The sequence below is a fragment of the Devosia sp. genome, from assembly GCF_036563435.1.
Classification (GTDB): domain Bacteria; phylum Pseudomonadota; class Alphaproteobacteria; order Rhizobiales; family Devosiaceae; genus Devosia.
This window is the reverse complement of the sequence record NZ_DATCMJ010000018.1, coordinates 186,998-206,833: the sequence shown is the minus strand read 5'-3', so window position 1 is coordinate 206,833 and position 19,836 is coordinate 186,998. Positions and strand designations below refer to the sequence as shown.

At 62.8% G+C, this 19,836-nt stretch carries 19 protein-coding genes and 1 pseudogene; 17 read left to right on the top strand and 3 right to left on the bottom strand.

What is annotated here, in order from left to right; translation table 11 throughout:
- Positions 1–25 precede the first annotated feature (25 nt).
- Both rplM and rpsI read left to right on the top strand, forming a co-directional pair.
- Positions 26–490, top strand: a complete 465-nt coding sequence (gene rplM, locus VIL88_RS13525; protein ID WP_331989693.1) for a 50S ribosomal protein L13 — start codon at positions 26–28, stop codon at positions 488–490.
- Position 491: 1 nt separating this feature from the next.
- Positions 492–974 carry a 30S ribosomal protein S9 gene (rpsI, locus tag VIL88_RS13520; protein ID WP_331989691.1) on the top strand — a complete coding sequence of 161 codons (483 nt, stop codon included), beginning with the start codon at positions 492–494 and terminating at the stop codon, positions 972–974.
- Between the two features lie 56 nt (positions 975–1,030).
- Here rpsI and VIL88_RS13515 read toward each other — a convergent pair whose 3' ends face one another.
- Positions 1,031–1,882: an NAD(P)H-binding protein gene (locus tag VIL88_RS13515; protein WP_331989689.1), complete on the bottom strand. Its 852-nt coding sequence runs from the start codon at positions 1,880–1,882 to the stop codon at positions 1,031–1,033.
- 136 nt (positions 1,883–2,018) lie between these two features.
- Between VIL88_RS13515 and VIL88_RS13510 the strand changes: the two genes are divergently transcribed.
- The 4 genes and pseudogenes from VIL88_RS13510 (at position 2,019) to VIL88_RS13495 (ending at position 5,201) form a co-directional block, all read left to right on the top strand.
- Positions 2,019–2,660, top strand: coding sequence for an SdpI family protein (locus VIL88_RS13510; RefSeq protein WP_331989687.1), 642 nt, complete (start codon positions 2,019–2,021; stop codon positions 2,658–2,660).
- A gap of 165 nt (positions 2,661–2,825) precedes the next feature.
- The gene (locus VIL88_RS13505) at positions 2,826–4,199 is read left to right on the top strand and encodes a dicarboxylate/amino acid:cation symporter (protein WP_331989685.1); all 1,374 of its coding nucleotides are present in this window, start codon (positions 2,826–2,828) and stop codon (positions 4,197–4,199) included.
- Between the two features lie 131 nt (positions 4,200–4,330).
- Positions 4,331–4,786: an SRPBCC domain-containing protein gene (locus VIL88_RS13500; RefSeq protein ID WP_331989683.1), complete on the top strand. Its 456-nt coding sequence runs from the start codon at positions 4,331–4,333 to the stop codon at positions 4,784–4,786.
- A gap of 59 nt (positions 4,787–4,845) precedes the next feature.
- Positions 4,846–5,201 (top strand): annotated as a pseudogene (locus VIL88_RS13495) (VOC family protein).
- Positions 5,202–5,223: 22 nt separating this feature from the next.
- On the opposite strand, the gene VIL88_RS13490 reads toward VIL88_RS13495, so the two are convergent.
- Positions 5,224–5,676: a hypothetical protein gene (locus VIL88_RS13490; protein WP_331989681.1), complete on the bottom strand. Its 453-nt coding sequence runs from the start codon at positions 5,674–5,676 to the stop codon at positions 5,224–5,226.
- 57 nt (positions 5,677–5,733) lie between these two features.
- Positions 5,734–7,047, bottom strand: a complete 1,314-nt coding sequence (locus tag VIL88_RS13485; RefSeq protein ID WP_331989679.1) for a glycosyltransferase — start codon at positions 7,045–7,047, stop codon at positions 5,734–5,736.
- A gap of 409 nt (positions 7,048–7,456) precedes the next feature.
- Between VIL88_RS13485 and VIL88_RS13480 the strand changes: the two genes are divergently transcribed.
- From VIL88_RS13480 to VIL88_RS13430, 11 genes are all read left to right on the top strand, one after another.
- Positions 7,457–8,671 (top strand): LL-diaminopimelate aminotransferase, encoded by a 1,215-nt coding sequence (locus VIL88_RS13480; RefSeq protein WP_331989677.1) that lies wholly within the window; start codon positions 7,457–7,459, stop codon positions 8,669–8,671.
- A 177-nt stretch (positions 8,672–8,848) separates the two neighbouring features.
- Positions 8,849–9,817, top strand: coding sequence for an iron-siderophore ABC transporter substrate-binding protein (locus VIL88_RS13475; RefSeq protein WP_331989675.1), 969 nt, complete (start codon positions 8,849–8,851; stop codon positions 9,815–9,817).
- Positions 9,818–9,831: 14 nt separating this feature from the next.
- Positions 9,832–10,509, top strand: a complete 678-nt coding sequence (locus tag VIL88_RS13470) for an ABC transporter substrate-binding protein (RefSeq protein ID WP_331989673.1) — start codon at positions 9,832–9,834, stop codon at positions 10,507–10,509.
- 78 nt (positions 10,510–10,587) lie between these two features.
- The gene (locus VIL88_RS13465) at positions 10,588–10,812 is read left to right on the top strand and encodes a hypothetical protein (RefSeq protein WP_331989672.1); all 225 of its coding nucleotides are present in this window, start codon (positions 10,588–10,590) and stop codon (positions 10,810–10,812) included.
- Between the two features lie 230 nt (positions 10,813–11,042).
- On the top strand, positions 11,043–12,383 hold the full coding sequence (locus VIL88_RS13460) for a homoserine dehydrogenase (protein WP_331990699.1): 1,341 nt from the start codon (positions 11,043–11,045) through the stop codon (positions 12,381–12,383).
- A 34-nt stretch (positions 12,384–12,417) separates the two neighbouring features.
- Complete coding sequence (gene glpX, locus VIL88_RS13455; protein WP_331989670.1) at positions 12,418–13,404, top strand: class II fructose-bisphosphatase; 987 nt, start codon at positions 12,418–12,420, stop codon at positions 13,402–13,404.
- 63 nt (positions 13,405–13,467) lie between these two features.
- Positions 13,468–15,258, top strand: coding sequence for a single-stranded-DNA-specific exonuclease RecJ (gene recJ, locus VIL88_RS13450; RefSeq protein WP_331989668.1), 1,791 nt, complete (start codon positions 13,468–13,470; stop codon positions 15,256–15,258).
- Between the two features lie 191 nt (positions 15,259–15,449).
- Positions 15,450–16,688, top strand: a complete 1,239-nt coding sequence (locus VIL88_RS13445; protein WP_331989666.1) for a cyclopropane-fatty-acyl-phospholipid synthase family protein — start codon at positions 15,450–15,452, stop codon at positions 16,686–16,688.
- A 110-nt stretch (positions 16,689–16,798) separates the two neighbouring features.
- Positions 16,799–17,746 (top strand): ABC transporter substrate-binding protein, encoded by a 948-nt coding sequence (locus VIL88_RS13440; protein WP_331989664.1) that lies wholly within the window; start codon positions 16,799–16,801, stop codon positions 17,744–17,746.
- Between the two features lie 8 nt (positions 17,747–17,754).
- On the top strand, positions 17,755–18,783 hold the full coding sequence (locus tag VIL88_RS13435) for a FecCD family ABC transporter permease (RefSeq protein WP_331989662.1): 1,029 nt from the start codon (positions 17,755–17,757) through the stop codon (positions 18,781–18,783).
- The gene (locus VIL88_RS13430; RefSeq protein ID WP_331989660.1) at positions 18,780–19,832 is read left to right on the top strand and encodes a FecCD family ABC transporter permease; all 1,053 of its coding nucleotides are present in this window, start codon (positions 18,780–18,782) and stop codon (positions 19,830–19,832) included. Before VIL88_RS13435 ends, VIL88_RS13430 begins: the two co-directional genes overlap by 4 nt.
- Positions 19,833–19,836 lie beyond the last annotated feature (4 nt).

Sequence of the window (19,836 nt, the reverse complement as noted above, 5' to 3'; positions counted from 1 at the left end):
CCCCATTTTTCTAGGGAATTCAAGCATGAGCACTTACTCGGCAAAACCGAGCGAGATCGAAAAGAAGTGGATCCTGATCGACGCCGATGGCCTCGTCGTGGGTCGCGTCGCTTCGATCATCGCCTCGCGCCTGCGCGGCAAGCACAAGCCAACCTTCACCCCCCACATGGACATGGGCGACAACATCGTTGTCATCAATGCCGACAAGGTGAAGCTCACCGGCCGCAAGCTGGACCAGCACAAGTTCTACTGGCACACCGGCTATCCCGGCGGCATCAAGGATCGCACTGCCCGTCAGCTGCTGGAAGGCCGTTTCCCCGAGCGCGTGCTCGAGAACGCCGTCCGCCGCATGATGCCTGGCGGCCCGCTGACCCGTGCCCAGCTCAAGAACCTCCGCGTCTATGCCGGCGCTGAGCATCCCCACGAAGCGCAGAACCCGGCCAAGCTGGACGTTGCTGCGATGAACTCCAAGAATGCGCGGGTGAAGTAATATGGCCGAAACCATCAACTCCCTCGAAGACCTCGGCACCTCGGCTGTTGCTCCGGCAGTCAACACCGCTCCGGTTCACGTCCAGAAGCTCGACGCCCAGGGCCGCGCCTATGCCACCGGCAAGCGCAAGAACGCCGTCGCACGCGTCTGGATCAAGCCGGGCAAGGGCACGCTGACCATCAATGGTCGCGAATTCGCCACCTACTTCGCCCGTCCGGTGCTGCAGCTGATCGTCAAGCAGCCGATCGTCGCGACCGACCGCAACGACCAGTATGATGTTGTTGTGACCGTTGCTGGCGGCGGTCTCTCCGGCCAGGCTGGTGCTGTTCGTCATGGCATCTCGAAGGCACTCAACTACTTCGAGCCGGCGCTCCGCCCCGTGCTCAAGAAGGGTGGCTTCCTGACCCGCGACGCCCGCGTCGTTGAACGCAAGAAGTACGGCAAGGCCAAGGCCCGTCGTTCGTTCCAGTTCTCCAAGCGCTAAGCTTCGGATCGATCAGTTGCGAGGGGCCGGGAAACCGGCCCCTTTGCTTTTGCAGGCTACCTGCTGACCAGCCGCCCGACATACTGCTCCAGCGTCACCGTTCCGCGACGCGGATTGTCCGGCAGCTCCGGTCCGTCGAGCACTGTTTCAGTCATACGGGCGAATGACGCCGCGGACTCGGGAGAAAAGCCGAGCGCCCGGTAGCTCGGCGCAAGATCTTCCCGCAGCGTGGTCTCGACCTCGACTGCATGGCCCAATGCGGAAGCGAACGCTTCAGCGACGTCACCAAAGGTGTAGCGCTTTGGTCCTTCCACATAGAGTATCCCCACATCATCAACGCCGCTCTGGAGCCGATCCGCTGCCGCCTGTGCAAGATCCTCGGGCGCAACCATCGGCAGAAATAGACCCCGGGGGAAACCGACCGGCAGGCTGCCTGCGCGGGCCGCATCAATCAGCATGTCGAAATTGGTGAAGTAATAGGCGCCACGGTTAATGGCTGTTGGTATGCCGCTCGCCAGCGCCATCTGCTCGAATGCATGAAGCGTCGTCAGGTCGCCGACACCCTGGCCGGGCCGTGCGCCATAGGTCGATGCCACCACGATCTTTTCGGGTTGGCTCTCCGCCAGCGCCGCAGTGATGCTCCGCGCCGTGGCAAGCTCGCTGGCTTGGCTGTCGCCGGTGGGATCGCCAGGCGGATTGAGCAGGAAAGCACGCGAGCTTCTGCGAAAGACCGCGCGTAGTACATCGCTGTCCCGCACGTCCACCACCACCGGTTCGACATGTGCTGCCCTTACTATGTCCATCTTCTCTGCAGAGTGAACAACGGCAAGGACCTGCTCGCCACGCCGTCCAAGTTCGGCAACCAGTGCAGAGCCGATATTGCCGGCTGCGCCCAATATGGTGAACATGCGATCAACCTCCGTTTGCTTGGTGGGAAAGTGTTGAAGGCTGGCAGGATTCCAGGAGGCGGCGACATTTCTTGTCAGCAGAGCTTTCCCTGCACGCGCTGGCGCCTATATCTGCCGCACCGCCGGATGAGCCTGCATGCAAAACCTCGTCACACGATTCCACCTTCTGCTTCTTTTCGTCACGCTGGCACTGACCGCCGTTGGCTTTCTGCGCATTCCGCATGACTTCGTTTTCCCGGCGCATTGGTCCGGCAGCTTGTTAGACTGGGTGTGGCCGCGTGAGGTGTTGTTGGTCGCCCCGCTCGTGCAGGCGGGTCTAATCGGTTGTTTCTTCGCCCTCGGCCGGGCGCTCAGCAAGAACCAGTATGCCAAGTCGCAACACATCCTCGATCCGGCGCTGACGCTGTTGATGACGGTGGTCGCGGCAACCCAGCTGGGGTTTCTCCTCACCGGGATCGGCTCGGATCTCGATTTCATCCGCTTCACAGCCTTTGGCTTGGGCGCGGCGCTGATCCTGCTCGGCGTGGTCCTGTTCGAGGCCGAGCGCCACACCTATGCTGGCTTGCGCATGCCCTGGCCCGTGCCCACCGACCAAGCCTGGCGCGTCGTGCACCGGAGTGCTGGCACCGCCTTTTGCTTTGCAGGTGTGAGCCTCCTCGCCCTGGCCTGGTTCGACGTGGGGATGGGGCTGTTGATTCTGGGTTTTGCGACCGCCCTGTTTGCGCCCGCGCTGCTGGCCTCGGCCACGACGCTGTTGATGCGGGGCAGGGCACATTAGTCAGCTGTTGCCGCAAGCTTTGCTCCCGCGGGAGGAAATTCCGCGGACGGGGCCTCAAAGGCAATGCTGTTTGCAGCAGCAGGCGCGGCCGAGGCGTAGATTGTGACCAATTGCGAGGCTGGATGCTCAATCGGTGAGCAGGTCTCGGCTTGAAACAGGTTACACATGTCTCCCACCACGCTCACTGCGGCCCGGACGCCTCGCGCGCCGAAGCCGCTTTATCGTCAGTTCGGCTTTCAGGTGCTTGTCGCCATGGTCATCGGACTGGTCCTTGGTTACATCGCGCGCCAGATGGGGCCGGACGCCGCCGGCAATGCCAATTGGCTGCTGCAGACGCTGTCCACCATCGGCTCGACCTTTGTGTCGCTGCTGCGTGCTCTCGTGCCAGTTCTGGTTTTCACGGCTATCGTAGCCTCGATCGCCAACCTGCGCGAACTCAACAACGCGGCCAAGCTGGTCTGGCAGACGCTACTCTGGTTCGCGATCACCGCGCTGATCGCTGTGGCTATTGGCATTGCGCTCGGCCTCATCATTCAGCCCGGCCTCAACACCGCCGTTGCCGCCGAGGCGGCCAAGGCGCCGTCATCATCTGGTTCCTGGCTCGATTTCCTGAAGGGGCTGATCCCGTCCAACATCCTGGGCCTGCAGGCGTCGACGCGAGTCACCGATGCGGGCGCCACTACGAGCCTCAACTTCAACGTGCTGCAGATCCTGGTGGTCTCTATCGCCGTTGGCGTTGCCGCGCTCAAGGTCGGCGCGGCTGCCGATACGTTCCTTGCCTTTAACCGCTCCTTCCTCAAGATCGTGCACAAGATCCTGTGGTGGGTGATCCGCCTGACCCCAATCGGCACCATCGGCCTGCTCGGCAATGCCGTGGCCGTCTACGGCTGGGACGCCCTGGCCCAACTGGGCTGGTACTCGGCGGCCATCTATATCGGCCTCGCCCTCGTCCTGTTCGTGGTCTATCCGGTGCTGCTGCAGGCGCATGGCCTCAACCCCATCCGCTACTTCCAGAGCGCCTGGCCGGCCATCCAGCTCGCCTTCGTGTCGCGTTCATCGATCGGTACCCTGCCGGTCACCGAACGCATCACGGAAGAGAACCTGGGCGTGCCGCGTGAGTATGCAGCCTTCGCCGTGCCGCTTGGCGCCACCACCAAGATGGACGGCTGCGCCGCCATCTATCCGGCAATTTCGGCGATCTTCGTCGCCCAGTTCTTCGGCATCCAGCTCGGTATCCAGGAATACCTGCTGATCATCTTCGTCTCGGTGATCGGCTCGGCGGCCACGGCCGGGCTTACCGGCGCGACCGTCATGCTGACCCTGACCCTCTCGACGCTCGGCCTGCCGCTCGAAGGCGTCGGCCTCCTGCTGGCAGTCGACCCGATCCTCGATATGGGCCGGACGGCCGTCAATGTTGCAGGGCAGGCGCTGGTGCCAACAATCGTGTCCAAGCGCCAGGGCATCCTCGACCAAGCCACGTATGACCGCGGCGAAAGCATTGAAGCTCTCGACGCCCATCCGGAGGCCCAGCCCGCCTGATTGGCAGGCAGAGGTCCGAGAGCAGCAAGGCGGCGAGCTTCGGTTCGCCGCCGTTCTTTTCATTGTCCAAACCACTTGCAATTTGCAAGTCATCTACCGTACCTTCTCCCGACATCGGAGGAGGAAGGTTCATGCCCCAAGACGTCGTTTATCGGACACTGCTGTTCGAGCGCCGCCTGGCCGCGCCACTAGCGCGTGTCCTCGAGGCACTTGCTGATCCGGTGCAGCGTGCCCGCTGGAGCGCTCCCTCCGAGACAGCAGCCTTCGTCTATGACGAGGCCGACTTCCGCGAGGGCGGCAAGGATGTGTTCCGCTGCGGCAGCAAGGACGATCCGCAGTTTACCGGCGTCACCAGCTACCTCTCCATCGATCCTGGGCGGCGCATCACCAGCAGCGAGATTGTTTCCTCTGGTGGGCAGGCACTGACGGCGAGCCTTATCACCACGGTGCTCGCAACAGAGGGTGCGGCAACCAGGCTTCACATGGTGGTGCAGGTGACCTCGTTCTGCGGCAAGGACATGCTGAAGAACACCCAGACGGGCAACAACGCGGCTCTCGACAACCTCGTGCGCCACTTGGGAGGCTAGTTGCTGACATGGCCTGTCAGCACAATTCGCCAGAATGAGGGTCATTAGGGGAGAATAAAATGCTCGACCATATCGGCCTGCGTACCAAGCAATTCGACGCGCTGCTTGCCTTCTACACGGCGGCGCTAGAGCCGCTCGGCTATAAGATCATGATTCAATATCCCGGCGCGGCCGGGCTGGGGCGGGACTATCCCTATTCTGGATCGGTTCCGACGAGAAGGGCGGATCCAACATCCACTTGGCTTTCAGGACGGACGACCATGCTGTGGTCAAGGCCTTCTATGATGCCGCTTTAGCCAATGGGGGCAAAGACAATGGTGCACCCGGCAAGCGCGACTATTCGCCAAACTACTACGCCGCCTTTGTTATCGATCCTGACGGCAACAACCTCGAGGTCGTGTGCGGGGCTGAATAGGCACCAGCGGCGGGGCTCACATTTACCGCGCAGCATCTCCGACAGCTGTTTCGGCAGCTGGTTCGCTAGCAGCGGCAAAAATTTCCGCGCGCAGCGAGTAGCCGACCTGCGGTGGTAGATCGTCAAGGGTCTGTCCGGAAGCCAGCGCCTCGAGCAAACCCTGTAGTTCAGCCTCGCTGCGATGCTCGCTTAGTGAGCGCTCTAGGATGGCCCTGACTTCGGCGCGCTTGTCCAGCAAGAAGCGCCGAACGTCCGTCTGGAGCTTGCTGACATTCTTTGCCGTGACGTCGGGGCTGCCGATCTGGCCTGCACTGGTCATCCCCGTGATCACCTCCTCGACATAGGTGGGGTATTCGCGGTCGAAGCCCAGGACATCGAGGACGGCGGAAGCGGTGGTCGTTGGCTGAGCCGATCCGGGTGAGGCAGTGAGAAATAGGCCAAGAAGGCATACGATTCTGAACATGCGCTCAAACATCAGCTCACTTCTCTGCATGTCTGGACCTGTCCGGCAAGGCGGCTGACCCGACGCAGATCAGCCGACGAGCTTGAGGGCTGGCAGCTTCTTGGACTTCTTTTCCTTGGGCAGCCGAGGGACGTAGTTGTCCATCACGCGCTCGAGCACCTTGATAGCCTTTTCGATGCCGTCCTCGCCGTGGAGCTGCTCGGCAATATCGGCGGCGTTGCGGCGGTAGCCCTCGTTGGTGGAAAGGTCCTCCAGGGCACCGGCGAGGATTTCGGAGGTCAGCTTGCGCAGGCGTACCGGCTTGGGGCCGCAACCCAGTTCATAGACACGGCGGCCCCAATAGGGTTGGTCGACCGCCTGCGGCACCACAAAGGTGGGGCGGCCGAGATGCAGGCCCGCCGAGGTGGTGCCGGCGCCGCCATGGTGCACGACGGCCGAGACATATTTGAACAGCTTGTCGTGCGGCGCCTTCTCGATGGCAAAGATCGTGTCGGGCAGGTCCTGCGGATTGATGCCGCCCCAGCCGCGCGCCACCACGGCCCGGCCGCCCCACATGGAGACGGCTTCCTTGAGGATCTTGGTGTTGCGCTCGGCGCCAAAGGGCATGGAGCCAAAGCCGATATAAACCGGCGCTTCGCCCTCTGACAGGAACTTCTGGAATTCCGGCGAGGGCTGCCAGTCGGTGCGGTCCCTGAGCTGCCAATATCCCGTGACGATGGCGCTCTTGGGCCAGTCACGCGGCCGCGGCGAAATGACGGGCGAATAGGGATAGAGCGTCGTCATTGCCGTCCCGTCGGTGTTGCGGAAGAAGCCGCCCTTCTTGCGGGCGTCGAGGCCCATCAGCTCGCGGCGCAGCTTGTTGCGCGGCAGGTTGTAGTAGATTTGCTGCACGGTCATGGCCGTGTAGGTCAGCTTGTTGAAGGCGGGGCCGAGGTCTGCACCGTAATACATGCAGAGCGGGAACTCGCTGGTGGAGTTCAGCGGCTGCAGTGCGACCATCACCGCCGGAATATGGAGGGCCTCGGCAATGTCGATGCCAAAGCTCGTATTCATGTTGAGGATCAGCATGTCGGCGCCCTGGCACATGCGCCAGGCATGTCGCGCCGCGGTGTCCACGATCTGCTGACCCTGGCGCAGGAGGGAAGGGCCGTTGATGAGCATGGACTGGCTCATCGCGTTTTCGAATCGCTGCTGGGTCAGGAAAGACTGGATCGAGGGACCAAGCGTATGGAACTCGATACCATAGCCTTCCACCATGTCCTGGAATTCTTCGGAGGCGCCCAGCACCACCGAATAGCCGCGCTCCTTGAGCGCAATAGCCAGGGCCAGATAGGGTTGAACGTCGCCTTGCGTGCCGATCGTCACAAGGGCAATGCGCTTCAAGATCTTACCTCACCGTCTGCCATTGGAGCCGAAGGTTGGCACCCTGCGGACCATTTACAATACCCGTGCAAGGAATTATCAACGGTCTTAGCTTAGCTGATTTCCTTACAAAAATCGCATCTGAAGGGCAAGGGACATGCCGTCTCTATACACTGTCGCAACGGTTGGAGCCTCGCTCGCCCTTGGTGCAGTGGCCGCGGCTGCCTTTCTAGCGGCGGCAAACGCCCGCTAGCTCTTCCCGCGTGGCCCCCGACCGGGCCGGGAAGAGCCGAACATGATGAGCCGGCCCGCTGAAGGGCCGTTTAACCCGTCTAAACCATAATTCCGCGATAATCGGAGCCTCAAACAAAGGCACAGCGCCAAAGCGCGTCGCGGCAAGTTCAGGTCCGAAAAGGCCGACGAGGAAATCATGAGCACCGACTTCCACAAGATTCGCCGTCTTCCCCCTTATGTCTTTGCCCATATCGACCCGCTAAAGGCGAAAGCGCGCGCCGAAGGCGTAGACGTAATTGACCTGGGCATGGGCAATCCCGACATGCCGACGCCGCAGCATATCGTGGAAAAGCTGCAGGAAACGGTCAAGGATGGCCGCACCCACCGCTACTCCACCTCGCGCGGTATTCCCGGGCTCCGCAAGGCGCAGGCAAGCTATTACGGCCGCCGCTTCGGCGTGAAGCTCAACCCTGACACACAAGTCGTGGCGACGCTGGGCTCCAAGGAAGGCTTTGCCAATATGGCCTCGGCCATCACGGCCCCAGGCGACGTGGTGCTGGTGCCCAACCCGACCTATCCAATTCACTCCTTCGGCTTCATCATGAGCGGAGGTGTCGTCCGCTCGATGCCCGCCGATCCCAATGAAGACTTCATGCGCTCGCTGGACCGGGCCGTGCGGCACTCGATCCCCAAGCCCATCGCGCTAGTGCTGAACTACCCGGCCAACCCGACCGCCTATACGGCCGATCTCGATTTCTACACCGAGGTGGTCAAGTACTGTAAGCAGCACGACATCTTCATCCTCTCGGACCTCGCCTATTCCGAGATCTATTTCGACGAGGATGCGCCGCCGCCATCCGTGCTGCAGGTGCCCGGCGCAATCGACATCACGGTCGAGTTCACCTCCATGAGCAAGACCTACTCGATGCCCGGCTGGCGCGTGGGTTTCGCCGTGGGCAACGAGCGCCTGATCGCCGCGCTGGCGCGGGTGAAGTCCTATCTGGACTATGGCGCCTTCACCCCGATCCAGGTGGCCGCCACTGCGGCGCTCAATGGCTCTGACGACGTGATCGAGGAGGTGCGCAAGATCTACAAGCATCGTCGCGACGTCATGGTCGAGAGCTTTGCCCGCTCCGGCTGGGAAATCCCGGTCCCTGAAGCGACAATGTTTGCCTGGGCGCCCATTCCGGCCCAGTTCGCCCATATGGGTTCGCTGGAATTTGCCAAGCTGCTGATCAAGGAAACCGGCGTGGGCGTGGCCCCCGGCGTCGGTTTCGGCGAATATGGCGACCAGTATATCCGCCTTGCCTTTGTCGAGAACGAGCAGCGCATTCGCCAAGCGGCGCGCAACATCAAGAAGCTGCTTGGGTCGAAGAGCGGGCAGGGCAACGTCGTGCCGCTGGTTGGATGACCTGATTGACGTCGCCCTCGAGCCTGCCTCGGGAGTGTTTTAGCGGCTAAAGGCGGTAAACGCCCTCGGGCCAAGCCCGAGGGTGACCATCGTGCGGGCGCCATACACGTCAAAAATTACATGACAGCATAGATCACCTTTTGTATGGAGAGCCATCTCCATGCAAAAGGATGTGTCATGCTGATCCGGCTGCTTGCTCTGCTTTTCGCTCTTGCTGCTCTGGGGTCTGCTGCGGCGCAGGACTTTCCGGTCACCATCGAGCACGCCTATGGCGAGACCACAATTCCAGCCAAGCCGGAGCGCATCGTGACCTGGGGCTGGAGCAACGAGGACGTGGTGATTGCCCTCGGCCAGGTGCCAGTCGGCATGCCGTTCCAGAGCTACGGCGGCGGCGACAATGGCGTACACGTGTGGGTGGAGGAGGCATTGATTGCGGCAGGAGCCGAGATGCCGACAATCCTGCCCGCTTCCAGTGAACCGCCCATCGAGCAGATCGCGGCCCTGCAGCCCAACATCATCATCGCGGCTTATTCCGGCATCACCCAAGATCAATATGACATTCTCTCGGGTGTTGCGCCCACAGTTGCCTATCTTGGGGCACCCTGGTCAACGCCGTGGCAGGACCTGACGCTGGTGATCGGTAAGGCCCTGGGCAAGGAAACGGAGGCGAAGGCGCTGCTCGAGGAGACGAGTGCCTGGGTCAAAGCGGAGTTCGCCCGCTATCCGGAACTATCAGAAGTAACCTTTGCCAGCGCAAACGACTATGACGGTGCCATTGCGGTCTATGCGCCGCTCGACGCGCGCATGAAGTTCCTGACCGACTTCGGCATGAAGATGAACCCCAGCGTTGCAGCCAATGCACCCGGCGACGACACTTTCTTCTATCCGCTGAGCTACGAGCTCTTCGACAAGCTCGAAGCCGACATCTTCATCACCTATTACGAGGAACAGGCAGCGCTCGACACCTGGTTGCAGACGCCGCAGGCCAAGAGCTATCCGCCGATCGCCAATGGCGGCCTTGCCGCCCTGGTTGGCACCGAGAATGTCGCGGCGGTGTCCCCGCCCAGCATCCTTTCCTTGCGCTGGGGTCTGCCGCGCTACCTTGAAGTGCTTTCCGCCGCCGCCCGCGCCGTCCACAAGCAATAGACCCGGACCGTCCAATGCGTCACTCGATCTCCTACGCCGTTTTGTTCGCCCTTGTTCTGCCAGGCGTGAGCTTTGCACAGGAGGGATTTCCTCGCACCATCGAGCATGCCCTGGGCGTGACCACGATCGAGAGCAAGCCGGAACGGGTGGTAACCTGGGGCTGGTCAGTGCAGGACGTGGTCCTCGACCTGGATGTCGTGCCGGTTGGCATGCCTTCCTTTGCTTATGGCGGCGGTGACGATGGCGTCCTGCCCTGGACGCAGGCAGCCATTGCCGAGCGCGAGGTCCCGATACCGGTGGTGTTCGCCAACACGCCGGAGGCGCCGCTGGAAGCCATCGCGGCGCTCGATCCCGATGTGATCATCGCGCCTTACTCAGGCATCACTGCGGAAGAATACGAGGTGCTCAGCGCGATTGCTCCGGTGGTCGCTTATCCGGACAAGCCATGGCTGATTAGGTGGCAGGACGTGGTGACGCTGACCGGAAACGCCCTGGGTGAAGATGAAAAGGCCCAAGCGCTGATCAGCGAGACCGAAGCCTTCCTGCGCGAACAGGTCGCCGCCTATCCCGATATCGAAGGCACGGTGTTCGCCAATATCGTCAACCGCAATGACGGTCAGGTTTCGGTGCGCATTGCGGGCGATCCGCGGGTGCAACTGTTTGCCGATGTCGGCATGGTGCCGGCGCCCTAAGCATCGAGCGGCGCGCTGGTCCCCAGCGGCATCGCCTATACGCTGAGCTACGAGAACTTCGATCGCATTCCGGCCGACATGCTGCTCAGCTTCTTCGACAACCAGAGCTCGGCGGATTCTCTTACCGGCATGGACCTGATCAAGCTTTCGCCGCTGATGGCCAAGGGCGCTTTTACAACGCTGGTTGGCGAGGACCTGACCATGGCTGTGTCGGGTGCTATTACTCCAATGTCGCTGCGCTGGGGTTTCCCCAAAGTGGTCGGGGAGATCGGCCGTGCCGCGGGTGCCGCCAAGGCAGACTAGCCTTCGAGAAGTCCACTACTCCTATTGACGGCTAGGCGAAATCCTATGCAGATGGCGCCACCATGAGTGACATTGCCTCTTTTCGCCACGCCGTCGAAACCTTTATCTCCGCGCGAGGATGGACGCCCACCCGCTTCGGCCGAACCGTCGCGGGCGATCCGCTGTTCGTTTTCGACCTGCGCGAAGGGCGGGAACCGCGTTCGGATACCCGCACACGTATCCTTAAGGCGATGCAGGATTTCGGCGATGGCGAGCGGCAGGCGCCGCTGCGTGTAGGTGTTGCCGGCCTCGGCAATGTTGGCGCCACCCTCGTACGTATCCTGCAAAAAGACGGGGCCGAGCTCACCAAGAAGCTTGGCCGCCAGCTGGTGGTCACCGCGGTGGCGGCACGTTCCCGCTCGCGTGACCGCGGCATTGATATTTCGGGCCTAGAATGGTTCGACGACCCCGTGGCGCTGGCCAAATCCGATGGTATCGACCTCTTTGTCGAGCTGATCGGCGGCGAGGACGGTCCGGCTTTCGCTGCGGTAAAGGGGGCGCTGGAGATCGGCCGGCCCGTGGTTACTGCGAACAAGGCCCTGCTGGCCAAGCACGGCGTCGCCTTGGCCCGTATGGCTGAGGAGTCGGGCGCTCAACTGGGCTTTGAAGCGGCGGTGGCCGGTGGTATTCCGGTGATCAAGACGCTGCGCGAGGGGCTGGGCTCTGCCCAGATCGCCAAGGTCTTCGGCATCATGAACGGCACCTGCAACTACATCCTGACCCGCATGGGGAACGAGGACATCAGTTTCGCCGACTGCCTCAAGGACGCGCAGGCACTGGGCTATGCGGAAGCCGACCCCACTTTCGACGTCGAGGGCTTCGACACCGCGCATAAGCTTTCGATCCTCGCCACGCTCTGCTTCGGCTATGAAATTGCGCCTGACCAGATCCGCGTCGAGGGCATCTCGCGCATCACCCAGCACGACATCAAGGTGGCGGCCGAGCTCGGCTACAAGATCAAGCTCCTGGGCATCGCGCAGCGCACCGAAGAAGGCATCGAGCAGCGCGTGCATCCCACCTTTGTGCCAAAGGGCTCGGCCATTGCTGGCGTCGATGGCGTGATGAATGCAGTCGCGCTTGAGACCGACCACGTGCACGAACTGCTGCTGGCGGGGCCCGGCGCGGGTGGTCCGCCCACTGCGTCCTCCGTACTATCCGACATCCTCGATATTGCCCGCGGCACCCGCGTTCCGCCGCTTGGCGTACCGAGCGAGGAACTTCTGCCCTATAAGCAGGCGCCAATGCGGGCCCACGACGGCGGCTACTATATCCGGCTCAATGCCAAGGACGTGCCTGGTGCGCTGGCTGCGATCACCACGCGCATGGGTGAACGGGGGATATCGATCGACTCTGTCATCCAGCGGTCGGATTTGAACGCTAAGGCCGTTTCGCCGGATGGTTCGCCGACGCGCACCGTGGTGATGATTACCCAGCAGACTTTGGAATCGGGTGTGCGTGAATCGCTTGCGCAGATCGCCGAGGACGGGTTTATCGTGGGTGAGCCGCAGCTGATCCGGATCGAAACGCTCTGACACCCTGCCGGGCAAGTCAGGCCCGGGAGGAAACATGAAATTAAGCAAGGTCGAGGGCGACAAGAGCCCCGCCCACCTTCATCGCAGCCTGACCCTTGAACTGGTGCGCGTGACCGAACGGGCCGGCATTGCCGCCGCCGAATGGCGTGGCAAGGGCAACGAGCAAGCTGCCGACATGGCAGCCGTTGCGGCTATGAAGGACGAACTCGACCGCATTGCCATTGCCGGACGCATTGTCATCGGCGAGGGCGAAGAGCACGAATGCGATAGCCTCTATATCGGCCAGTCCGTGGGGGCAGGGGCTGGTCCGGAAGTCGACATCGCCGTGGACCCGCTGGAGGGCGTCACGCTTTGCGCTAAGAACCAGCCAGATTCCATTGTCGTCTTGGCCATGGCGGAGCGGGGCGGGCTGCTCAACGTTGCGCGCAATGTCTATATGCACAAGATCGCCATCGGCGCTGAATACGCCCCGGGCACGGTCCACATCGACTGGACGGCGGCCGAGAATGTGCGGGCGCTGGCCAAGGCCAAGGGCGTGCCTTTGAGCGAGATCACGGCGATCGTGCTCGACCGGCCGCGGCATGCGGGACTGATTGAGGAACTGCGCACCACTGGCGTCGCAGTCAAGCTCATCAGCGACGGCGACATCGCCGGCGTCATCCATGCCGTCACCACCGAGGACACGGGCATCGACATCTATCTCGGCTCCGGCGGTGCGCCCGAAGGCGTTCTGGCCGCTGCCGCCCTGCGCTGCATCGGCGGCCACATGCAGGGCAAGCTTATCCTCGATACGCCAGCGAAGCGCGACCGCGCCAGGGGCATGGGGATCGTCGATCCAAACCGCGTTTACGATGTGTCGGACTTGGCCTCAGGCGACGTTCTAGTGGCGGCGACGGGTGTGACCGATGGTACGCTGCTTGAGGGCGTACGCCTGCGCCGTCGGTCGATCGAGACCAGTACGCTGGTGATGCGCAGCTGGAGCCAGACGGTGCGCTGGATCAAGGCGCAGCACGCGCGCTGAGCTCTTGCTAAGTTTGGGCGGTCCGCACTCGACCATGGAGCGCAAATCGCCTACCTGTGCCTCATGCTCGATGCTCCGCGCCCTTTTCTTGATGTCACCCGGTCCGTGACCGGACGTGCCTGGACGGACCGGCTGGACATGGCTAGCACAAGGCTGGCGACTGCCATCTCGCAGCGCAGCGGCATTTCCGAGATCCTAGCCCGCATCGTGGCGGCTCGCGGCGTGGCACTGGACGACGCCGAGCGCTACCTCGAGCCCACCATTCGCGGGCTGATGCCGGACCCCTCGACGCTGACTGCCATGGATGAACTGGCCGAGCGCATGGCGCAGGCGATCACCGACAACGAGGCCGTGGCGCTGTTTGGCGACTATGACGTGGACGGCGCCTGTTCTTGCGCACTGATGGCGCGATATCTGCGCCATTTTGGCCTGGAGCCGCAGGTCCATATCCCTGACCGCATTTTCGAGGGTTATGGCCCCAATGTCGCGGCCATGGACAAGCTGATCGACAGTGGTGCGACGCTGATCATTACGCTCGACTGCGGCACGACCAGCGATGGACCCATTGCGCATGCGCGTGGCCGTGGCGTCGATGTTCTGGTGATCGACCATCACCTGAGCGACCACGAGCTTCCCAAGGCCTCTGCGCTGGTCAATCCCAACCGGCCGGATGACATTTCCGGGCTCGGCTATCTCTGCGCTGCGGGCGTCACCTTCATGGTGCTGGTGGCCGTTAACCGCGCACTACGGCAAAGGGGCGATACCGGCCTACCGGACCTGCTGAGGCTGCTCGACCTCGTGGCGCTCGCTACCATCTGCGATGTGGTGCCGCTGACTGGGTTGAACCGTGCCTTCGTGGTGCGCGGGCTCGACGTTGCCCGCCGCGGCGACAACAAGGGCATCGCGGCGCTTGCCCTCGCGGCGCGGCTCAATGGACCGATCAACCCCTACCACCTCGGCTTCCTGCTGGGGCCGCGCATCAATGCCGGTGGCCGCATCGGCAATGCGGCGCTGGGAACCGAACTGCTGACGGTGGACGACGAGCACCACGCACTCGCAATCGCGGCGCGGCTGGACGAGCTCAATGCGGAGCGGCAGCGCATCGAGGTCGAGGCGGTCGAGGAAGCAGCGGCCGTGGCGCAGCTGGAAATCGGCAGCGGGGAGGGGCCGCCCGTCCTGGTGCTGGCGTCGGCCAACTGGCATCCGGGCGTGGCCGGGCTGATTGCGGCGCGGCTGCGCGAGCGCTTCGAACGCCCCGCCTTTGCCATCGCGCTCGGGCCTGACGGGGCCGGGACGGGTTCGGGACGGTCTATGCCGGGCGTCGACCTGGGACGGGCGGTGATCGAGGCGGTGGAACTCGGGCTCATTCCCAAGGGGGGCGGGCACGCCATGGCGGCAGGTGTCTCCATCCGGTCAGGGGAGCTCGGAGCTTTCCGCGCCTTCATGATCGAAAAGCTGGCAGCGGATGTCGCGCAGGCCCGGGCGGCAACTGCCCTTCCCATAGATGCGGCGCTTACGGCGCGCGGGGCGACGCTCGATCTGGTGCATGACCTCGAAAAGGCCGGCCCCTACGGTTCGGGCAATCCTGGGCCGCTCTTTGCCTTTCCTGCGCACCGCGCCCGCTTTGCGCAGATTGTCGGCAAGGGCGGGCATGTCAGCTTCACCCTGACCTCCGAAGATGGTGCGCGACTCAAGGCCATTGCCTTCCGTGCTGCCGAGACGGCAATCGGAGATGCGCTGTTGCGCAACGGCGACAGCGCCTTCCACTTCGCCGGCTCCCTGGCCATCGATCACTACCAGGGCCGCGAACAGGTGCAGTTCCGGCTAGTGGACCTTGCCAAGCCTAAAGGCTGACTGCCGCAGGATTCTGTCACCAAGTTGCTGTTGATGGACAGGCGCAGTGGCGGCTACGGGAAGCCACTAATGCCTTGAAACTGCAGCTTGCATATCCGCTTTCGGGCGATACAGTGCGGGGAGGCAGCCAGCGCGGTCCGCTCGACTTGGTGCACTGCCTAACTTGGATAGTATGTGGATTAAGCGGTTCGATGACCAAGACCGTTGTGGGAACGAGCAATACCGGCGTTACGCCCTGGACGCGCTTAGCCTCCTGGGCGGTGGACTGGATCGGCTCCAAGATGCTCGGCACGATCAACCATGGTGCCGTGACCGTCATTCTTCCAAATGGCCGCACCCGCACGGTAGGCGACCCGGCCACGGGCCTTCACGCAGTGCTGCGCCTCAACAATTTCAAGGTCATCACCGAAGCCATGCAGCGTGGCACCGTTGGCTTTGCTGCGGCCTATATGAATGGCGATGTCGAGGTCGACGACTTGACGGCATTGTTTCGGGTGTTCCTGCAGAACCGGGACATGTTCGAACAGGCCAACCCCGGCTTCTTCCGCAAGGCGGCCAGTGACCTCCACTATCATCTGTCCCGCCGCAACACGCTGGAAGGGTCCAAGAAGAACATTGCCGAGCATTATGACCTCGGCAACGACTTCTACGGCCAATGGCTCGACCCTTCCATGACCTATTCATCGGCGGTGTTCACCTCCGGTGATCAGACGCTGGAAGAGGCCCAGCGCGCCAAATACCGGCGCGTGGCCGACATGGCGGGCGTGACGCCGGGCTCCACCGTCCTCGAGATAGGATGCGGCTGGGGCGGCTTTGCCGAGACCATTGCGCGCGACTACCAAGCCAAGCTGCGCGGCATCACGCTCTCGGCCGAACAACTCAAATATGGCCATGAGCGCCTGGCGCGGCAGGGTCTCGATCAGTTCGCCACGCTGGTCTTTGAGGACTACCGGCACACCCAAGGGCAGTTCGACCATATCGGCTCGATCGAGATGATCGAGGCCGTGGGTGAAGACAACTGGCCGAGTTACTTCCAGACCATCCATGACCGGCTGAAGCCCGGCGGCACCGCCGCGATTCAGGCGATCACCATCATTGAATCGGATTTCGACGGCTACCGCAGCGGGCCCGACTTCATCCAGCGCTATATCTTCCCGGGCGGCATGCTGCTGACCAAGACGGTGATGAAGGAGTATGGCGAACGCCACGGCCTTGTGCTGGAGCAGGTGGAGAATTTCGGCCTGAGCTATGCCAAGACCCTACGGCTGTGGCGCGAACGCTTCCTTGAGCGCTGGGCGATGATCGCGCCGCTTGGCTATGACGAATTGTTCAAGCGCAAGTGGGTCTACTACCTCAGCTATTGCGAGGCAGGCTTCGCTGAAGGTTCGATCGATGTCGGCATCTACCAGTACCGGCGGCCGGCTGAATAGCGGCTCGCCGGGCTACAATCAGGATGCTCTCCTGCGGCCCACCACAAACATGACTTGACCGTTCATGTTAGCCTCCCTTAGGTAGCAGCGACGCGGCTGGGGAGACTGGGATGTTTTGGAAGACCGCAATTGTCGCAGCGCTCACCCTTTTGCCTGCTGCGGCACAGGCTGAGCACTGGACCTTTACGGATCCCACTGGGCAGACGGTGACGCTTGACGCCGCGCCTACGCGCATCATCGCCAGCCAGGACGCCGCAGCCGGCTTGATCCCGCTTGGCATAAGGCCAGTCGGCATCTATGCCGATAGCCCGGTCGCCGAGGCCAAGGCGCTTGAGGGGCTCGATCTGTCCGGTATCGAAATCATCGGCCAGACTTGGTCCGAAGTTGATATCGAGAAAGCCGCTGCGCTCGAACCCGAACTTATCATCGCCGAGTGGTGGGACCGCAACGCCGCATGGTCCGGCGGGCAGGACCTCACGGCGATCCTCTCCCAATTGGCGCCTGTCACCGGCATAGCGGCCAGCGAGTCAATCGTCGGCATGATCGGGGACTATGAGGCGCTGGCGGCAAGTTTGGGTGCCGATCTCGGCGAAAGCAAGATCTCGGCGGACAAGGCAGCTTTCGAGGCAGCGCGCGCTGCTTTCGAAGCTGCCGTCCGCGCGAAGCCAGGTCTTTCGGCTCTTGCTGTCTATGCAGGGGAAGACGCGCTCTATGTTGCTGATCCTGCCGGGGCCGCCGAACTTCTTGACCTGCGCTCGTGGGGGCTTGAACTCGTGTCACCCGAAGGAGTGGATGCGACCGGCAACAACTACTTTGAGACGCTCTCCTGGGAGAATGCCGACAAATATCCTGTGGACCTGATCCTTGTCGATAACCGGTCCGCTACCACGATGCAGACCGCCCTCGCGCAGCCTACCTGGACGCTGAACCCGGCAGCCGCAGCCGGGCAGGTGACGGATTGGCCGGCCTTCTGGATCCGCAACAGTGCAGCTTTCGCCCGAGCGCTCGAAACACTAACGGTGGCGGTCGAGGCTGCCGACCCCGACGTGGCGCCCTGAGCGGCCCAATGCATTTGGTGGTACCTTCGCGCGGCAACCGGGCGGCCAGGCTTTTCGCCGGGCTGCTCCTGCTGAGTGTTAGCGTAGTGGCCGTGGCCGTTCTCTCTCTAGCGGTGGGTGCACGCCCGATTCCGATCGAGGTCGTGTGGCAGGCGCTTACGCAATTCGATACGGCAAATGCCGAGCACCACATCGTCTGGGACCTTCGCATGCCGCGGACGCTGGTGGGTGTCCTAGTCGGTGTGGCATTGGGATTGGCCGGCGCGGTGCTCCAAGGGGCAACGCGCAATCCACTGGCTGATCCATCCATCCTCGGCATCCATGCCGGCGCTGCACTGGCGGTGGTTCTGGGCATCGCGTTTTTCGGTTTCACGCAGCTATCCGGTTACGTGTGGCTCGCCTTTGGCGGGGCCGGAGCGGCGATGTTCGTTGTCTATTCCGTCGCGTCCCTGGGGCGGGAAGGGGCAACACCGGTCAAGCTTGCGCTGGCCGGGGCTGCGGTGACGGCGGTGCTCTATTCGATCATCAACGCCATTCTGCTGACCAGCACCAGAACGCTGGACGAAATCCGTTTCTGGCAGGTCGGCTCGCTGGCCGGCCGGAGCATCGACATCGTTTTGCAGGTTGCACCTTTCCTTGTGGTCGGAGCCCTCCTTGCATTTGCGTGTGCGCGGTTGCTGGATGGTCTTGCCATGGGAGACGAGGTGGCGCGGGCCCTGGGCCAACGTATTGCCATGACACGCGCGCTCTCGGGGCTGGCCGCAGTTGTTCTTGCCGGGGGCAGCACTGCGGCGGCCGGGCCAATTGCCTTTGTTGGATTGACCGTTCCCCACATGGCGCGGGCGATCACAGGACCCAGCTACCGCTGGATCCTTCCTTACGCGATGCTGATGGCACCTATTCTGCTGTTGGGGGCAGATGTCGTGGGCCGGGTGGTGTCGCCGCCAGGAGGGGTACAGGTGGGCATCGTCACAGCCTTAATCGGGGCACCATTCTTTATCGCTCTGGTGCGCCGGCGAAAGCTTGCATCGCTATGACTGTTCTGGTCGATAGCGCGCCTGTTCAGGCAAGTCGCCGCCGCTCGGCTCGCCACCGCCGGTGGCTGGCTGCCGTGCTGATGGGGGCACTGGCGGCGGCGTTCGCTGCCGCCATGTCGCTGGGCGATTTTCCGGTGCCCCTTAGCGGCATTGTCAGATCGCTACTATCGCCCCTGACAGGGCTCACCGATCGCGGCGTGGACTTCATCGTTCTGCAGGTGCGCCTGCCTCGGGCGATCCTTGCCATACTGTCCGGCGCAGCCTTCGGCCTTGCTGGAATCACTTTCCAAACTCTTCTGCGTAATCCTTTGGCCAGTCCGGACATTATCGGAATTTCGCGCGGCGCCAGCGCGGCTGCAGTGTTCTGCATCATCATCCTCGGCTGGTCCGGACTGGCAGTGTCGATCGGGGCCTTTGCCGGCGCAATCCTGACCGCGAGCGCGATCTATCTGCTGGCCTGGCGCCAGGGTGCGACGCCTTACCGGGTGGTGCTGATCGGCATCGGCATGGATGCCGTTCTCATTGCGATCATCTCCTATATCTTCACCCGCGCGCGCATCAATGAAGTGCAGCAAGCAATGGCCTGGCTGGTGGGCAGCCTCAACGCCGCACGTTTTAACGACATAGCGGTCCTGGCACTTGCGATGCTCGTGCTGCTGCTGGCCTTGGCGCCACTCCTGCGCAACCTCGATCCGCTGGAATTGGGCGACGACACCGCCAGGTCCCTTGGGGCGCCGGTTGAGCCTACGCGGCTGGGGCTCATGCTGGTTGCAGTGGGATTTGCCGCCTTCGCCACCGCGGCCGTGGGGCCGGTCGGCTTTGTTGCCTTCGTCGCGGGACCTCTTGCGCGCAATCTGCTCAAGGGGGCAGGGCGGGGCTTCCTCCATGCCGCCCTCGTGGGGGCCCTGGTAATGCTGGTTTCGGACCTTGTGGCGCAGCACCTCCTGCCCATGACGCAATTGCCCGTGGGGGTCGTCACCGGCGCCTGCGGTGCGCTGTTCCTCCTCTGGCTGCTGATGGCCTCGGGCCGTTCGGGGCGCGTGAATTGATTGG

Bases quoted from the DNA above. Each gene is read 5' to 3' on its own strand.
- VIL88_RS13490 (WP_331989681.1), bottom strand. From the start codon at position 5,676: ATGTTTGAGCGCATGTTCAGAATCGTATGCCTTCTTGGCCTATTTCTC.
- VIL88_RS13445 (WP_331989666.1), top strand. From the start codon at position 15,450: ATGACCAAGACCGTTGTGGGAACGAGCAATACCGGCGTTACGCCCTGG.
- VIL88_RS13470 (WP_331989673.1), top strand. From the start codon at position 9,832: ATGCGTCACTCGATCTCCTACGCCGTTTTGTTCGCCCTTGTTCTGCCA.
- recJ (WP_331989668.1), top strand. From the start codon at position 13,468: ATGCTCGATGCTCCGCGCCCTTTTCTTGATGTCACCCGGTCCGTGACC.
- rpsI (WP_331989691.1), top strand. From the start codon at position 492: ATGGCCGAAACCATCAACTCCCTCGAAGACCTCGGCACCTCGGCTGTT.
- VIL88_RS13475 (WP_331989675.1), top strand. From the start codon at position 8,849: ATGCTGATCCGGCTGCTTGCTCTGCTTTTCGCTCTTGCTGCTCTGGGG.
- VIL88_RS13510 (WP_331989687.1), top strand. From the start codon at position 2,019: ATGCAAAACCTCGTCACACGATTCCACCTTCTGCTTCTTTTCGTCACG.
- VIL88_RS13435 (WP_331989662.1), top strand. From the start codon at position 17,755: ATGCATTTGGTGGTACCTTCGCGCGGCAACCGGGCGGCCAGGCTTTTC.
- rplM (WP_331989693.1), top strand. From the start codon at position 26: ATGAGCACTTACTCGGCAAAACCGAGCGAGATCGAAAAGAAGTGGATC.
- VIL88_RS13460 (WP_331990699.1), top strand. From the start codon at position 11,043: ATGCAGGATTTCGGCGATGGCGAGCGGCAGGCGCCGCTGCGTGTAGGT.
- VIL88_RS13430 (WP_331989660.1), top strand. From the start codon at position 18,780: ATGACTGTTCTGGTCGATAGCGCGCCTGTTCAGGCAAGTCGCCGCCGC.
- VIL88_RS13465 (WP_331989672.1), top strand. From the start codon at position 10,588: ATGCTGCTCAGCTTCTTCGACAACCAGAGCTCGGCGGATTCTCTTACC.
- VIL88_RS13480 (WP_331989677.1), top strand. From the start codon at position 7,457: ATGAGCACCGACTTCCACAAGATTCGCCGTCTTCCCCCTTATGTCTTT.
- glpX (WP_331989670.1), top strand. From the start codon at position 12,418: ATGAAATTAAGCAAGGTCGAGGGCGACAAGAGCCCCGCCCACCTTCAT.
- VIL88_RS13515 (WP_331989689.1), bottom strand. From the start codon at position 1,882: ATGTTCACCATATTGGGCGCAGCCGGCAATATCGGCTCTGCACTGGTT.
- VIL88_RS13440 (WP_331989664.1), top strand. From the start codon at position 16,799: ATGTTTTGGAAGACCGCAATTGTCGCAGCGCTCACCCTTTTGCCTGCT.
- VIL88_RS13505 (WP_331989685.1), top strand. From the start codon at position 2,826: ATGTCTCCCACCACGCTCACTGCGGCCCGGACGCCTCGCGCGCCGAAG.
- VIL88_RS13500 (WP_331989683.1), top strand. From the start codon at position 4,331: ATGCCCCAAGACGTCGTTTATCGGACACTGCTGTTCGAGCGCCGCCTG.